This is a genomic window from Kitasatospora sp. NPDC059571, assembly GCF_042735675.1.
Classification (GTDB): Bacteria; Actinomycetota; Actinomycetes; order Streptomycetales; family Streptomycetaceae; genus Kitasatospora.
Window position 1 is genome coordinate 1 of the sequence record NZ_JBHWBW010000626.1, and the last position, 3,898, is coordinate 3,898.

1 pseudogene is annotated in these 3,898 nt (G+C 73.0%); it reads left to right on the forward strand.

The annotated features are described in order from the left end of the window. Positions 1–9: 9 nt before the first annotated feature. A pseudogene (locus ACFV0G_RS36785) lies at positions 10–3,898 on the forward strand (SDR family NAD(P)-dependent oxidoreductase); the annotation flags it as partial.

Below are 3,898 nucleotides of genomic sequence, written 5' to 3' on the forward strand. Positions count from 1 at the left end.
ACGCTCTAACTCCCGACCACCCCCTCCCAGCGGGACTGTTACTGGCTGGAGCCGACCCCGCCCACGCGGGCGGGGGCTCCGGTCGACCCCGAGGACGCCCGCTTCTGGGACGCGGTCGAGAGTGAGGACCTCGCTGCGTTCGCCGCGACCCTGGAGGTCGAGGGCGGCAGCGAACTGGGCGCCGTCCTGCCGATGCTGGCGGCCTGGCGCCGTCAGAGCCGCGAGCAGTCCACCGTGGACGGCTGGCGCTACCGGATCAGCTGGAAGCCGGTCGCCGAGGCCGGTACGGGCACGTTGTCCGGCACCTGGCTGCTGGCGGTGCCGGCCGGTCACGACGACGCTGCGGTGACGGGCCTGGAGGAGCTGCTGGCCGGGCGCCGGATCGGCGTCCGCCGGGTGGAGGTCGACGGTGCCGCCGACCGCGGGGCCGTTGCGGAGCTGCTGCGCGAGGCCGTCGCTGACGGCACGTCCCTTGCGGGCGTGGTGTCGTTCCTCGCCGAGATCGGCGGGCCGGTGGCGACGCTGACGCTGGTGCAGGCGCTGGGTGACGCCGCGATCGATGCGCCGCTGTGGTGTGTGACGCGTGGTGCGGTGGCGACGGGCCGGTCGGAGCGGGTGGCCGATCCGGTGCAGGCGCAGGTGTGGGGTCTGGGCCGGGTGGTGGCGTTGGAGCATCCGGAGCGGTGGGGTGGTCTGGTCGATCTGCCGGAGGTGCTCGACGGTCGGGTCCTTGCCCGGCTGGCGGGTGTGCTGGCCGGTGGCGAGGATCAGGTCGCGGTCCGTGCGTCGGGTGTGTTCGGGCGCCGTCTGGTGCGTGCGCCGCGTGGTGAGGGCTCGTCGTGGTCGCCGTCGGGGACGGTGCTGGTGACGGGTGGTACGGGTGCGCTGGGTGCGGAGGTGTCGCGTTGGCTGGCCCGGGGTGGTGCGGAGCGTCTGGTGCTGACGAGTCGTCGGGGCCTGGATGCGCCGGGTGCGGTCGAGCTGCGGGACGAGCTGTCCGAGCTCGGTGTCGCGGTGACGGTGGTGGCGTGTGATGTGGCCGACCGTGGGGCGCTGGCGGCGCTGTTGGCGGAGTTCGAGCTGTCGGCGGTGTTCCACACGGCGGGTGTGCTGGATGACGGTGTGGTCGACGGTCTGACCGGGGAGCGGTTCGCGTCGGTGGCTCGTCCGAAGGTGGAGGCGGCTCGGAATCTGCACGAGCTGACGGTCGGGCATGGCCTGTCGGCGTTCGTGCTGTTCTCCTCGATGGCGGGTTCGGTCGGCAGTGCCGGCCAGGGCAACTACGCCGCGGCCAACGCCTATCTCGACGCGCTCGCGGAGCAGCGCCGGGCGGACGGGCTGCCCGCCACCTCGATCGCCTGGGGTGCCTGGGCCGAGGCAGGGCTCGCGACCGAGGAGGTTGTTGCCGATCGGCTGCGCCGTGACGGTGTCGTCGGTATGGCGCCCGCGCTGGCGATCTCGGCCCTGCAGTATGCGCTCGACCAGGGCGACACCGCCCTGACGATCGCTGCGGTGGACTGGGACCGGGTTGCCGGTGAGACCGCCGCGGTGCGGGCGAGCCGGCTGTTCGACGAGATTCCCGAGGCCCGCACGGTGATGGACGCGGCCCTCGCCTCGTCCGAGCAGGCCGGTGTCGGCGAGTCCTCGCTGGCGCAGCGCCTCGCCGGACTGTCGGAGACGGAGCGGGGCCGCGCCGTGCTGGACGTCGTCCGCGGCCAGGTGGCCGCCGTCCTCGGCTATGCCGGGGCGGAGGCGGTGGAGGCGGGCCGGGCGTTCAAGGAGCTGGGCTTCGACTCGCTGACCGCGGTCGACCTGCGCAACCGGCTCAACGCGGCGACCGGACTGCGCCTGCCGGCGACGCTGGTCTTCGACTACCCGTCGGCCGCCGCCCTCGCCGACCACCTCGGTGTCGAACTTCTGGGCGGCCGCTCGGCGGCCCTCGCACCGACCGCGGTCCTGCCCGCCGTGGTGGCCGACGAGCCGATCGCGATCGTCGCGATGAGCTGCCGCTTCCCGGGCGGGGTCAACACCCCCGAGGAGCTGTGGCAGCTGCTGCTGACCGGCGGGGACGCGATCGGCGACTTCCCGACCGACCGCGGCTGGGACATCGAGTCGCTCTATCACCCGGACCCCAGCCACCAGGGCACCACGTACGCCCGCGAGGGCGGATTCCTGGACCGGGCGACGCAGTTCGACCCCGGGTTCTTCGGGATCTCGCCGCGCGAGGCGCTGTCGATGGACCCGCAGCAGCGGCTGCTGCTGGAGACCTCCTGGGAGGCCTTCGAGCGGGCGGGGATCGACCCGGCCTCGGTGCGCGGCAGCCAGGCGGGTGTCTTCGTCGGCACCAACGGCCAGGATTACGCGAACCTGCTGGTGGACGGCATGGAAGGGGTCGAGGGCCACCGGCTGACCGGCACGGCGACGAGCGTCGTCTCCGGCCGTCTCTCCTACACCTTCGGTCTGGAGGGCCCGGCGGTGTCGGTGGACACGGCGTGCTCGGCGTCGCTGGTGGCGCTGCACCTGGCGGTGCAGGCGCTGCGCAACGGTGAGTGCGATCTTGCGCTGGCGGGTGGTGTGACGGTGATGTCGACGCCGGATCTGTTCGTGGAGTTCAGTCGGCAGCGCGGGTTGTCGGTGGACGGCCGGTGCAAGGCGTTCGCGGGTGCGGCGGACGGTACGGGCTGGGGCGAGGGTGCGGGCATGCTCCTCGTGGAGCGGCTCTCGGACGCTCGGCGCAACGGCCACCCGGTGCTCGCGGTCGTGCGCGGCAGCGCGGTCAATCAGGATGGTGCGTCCAACGGCCTCACGGCCCCGAACGGCCCGTCGCAGCAGCGGGTGATCCGTCAGGCCCTGGCCAGTGCCGGTCTGACGGCGGACCAGATCGACGCGGTCGAGGCGCACGGCACGGGCACGCGACTCGGTGACCCGATCGAGGCGCAGGCGCTGCTCGCCACCTACGGCCAGGCACGTGCCGAGGACCGGCCGCTCTGGCTCGGTTCGGTGAAGTCCAACATCGGTCACACCCAGGCTGCGGCCGGTGCTGCCGGTGTGATCAAGATGGTCATGGCGATGCGGCACGGCGTCCTGCCGAGGACGCTGCACGTCGACGAGCCGACCCCGCACGTCGACTGGACGGCCGGCAGCGTCTCGCTGCTGACCGAGAACGTCGACTGGCCGGAGACCGGCCGCCCGCGCCGCGTGGGCATCTCCGCCTTCGGCATCAGCGGCACGAACGCCCACACGATCCTGGAGCAGGCTCCGACGGTGGACGAGGCGCCCTCGGAGGCTCTTGAACCGCCGGTGGTGCCGGTGGTGCTGTCGGCCAAGAGCGAGGACGCTCTGCGGGCCCAGGCCGAGCGGATGATCACGGCCATCGAGCAGGAGCCCGAGGTCCGGCCCGCCGACCTGGCGTTCTCCGCGGCGGTCGGCCGGGCGTCGCTCGAACGCCGGGCAGCCGTGGTCGCCGAGGACCGGACAGAGCTGCTGGCCGGCCTCCGGGCCCTGGCCGCGGGTGGATCGGGTGCGAACGCGGTCCACGGTTCGGTGGTGGAGGGGCGGACGGCGTTCCTGTTCACCGGTCAGGGCAGTCAGCGGGCGGGGATGGGGGAGGAGCTGTACGCATCCTTCCCGGTCTTTGCGGATGCGTTCGATGCGGTCTGCGCCGAGCTGGACCCGCTGCTGGACCGCCCGCTGCGCGAGGCGATCGCGGACGGGGAGCTGATCGATGAGACGGGGTACACGCAGCCGGCGCTGTTCGCGCTGGAGGTTGCGCTCTTCCGGCTGCTGGAGTCGTGGGGTCTGACCCCGGATGTGCTGGCCGGGCACTCGATCGGTGAGCTTGCGGCGGCGCATGTCGCAGGGGTGATGTCGCTGGCGGACGCGGCGAAGCTGGTGGCTG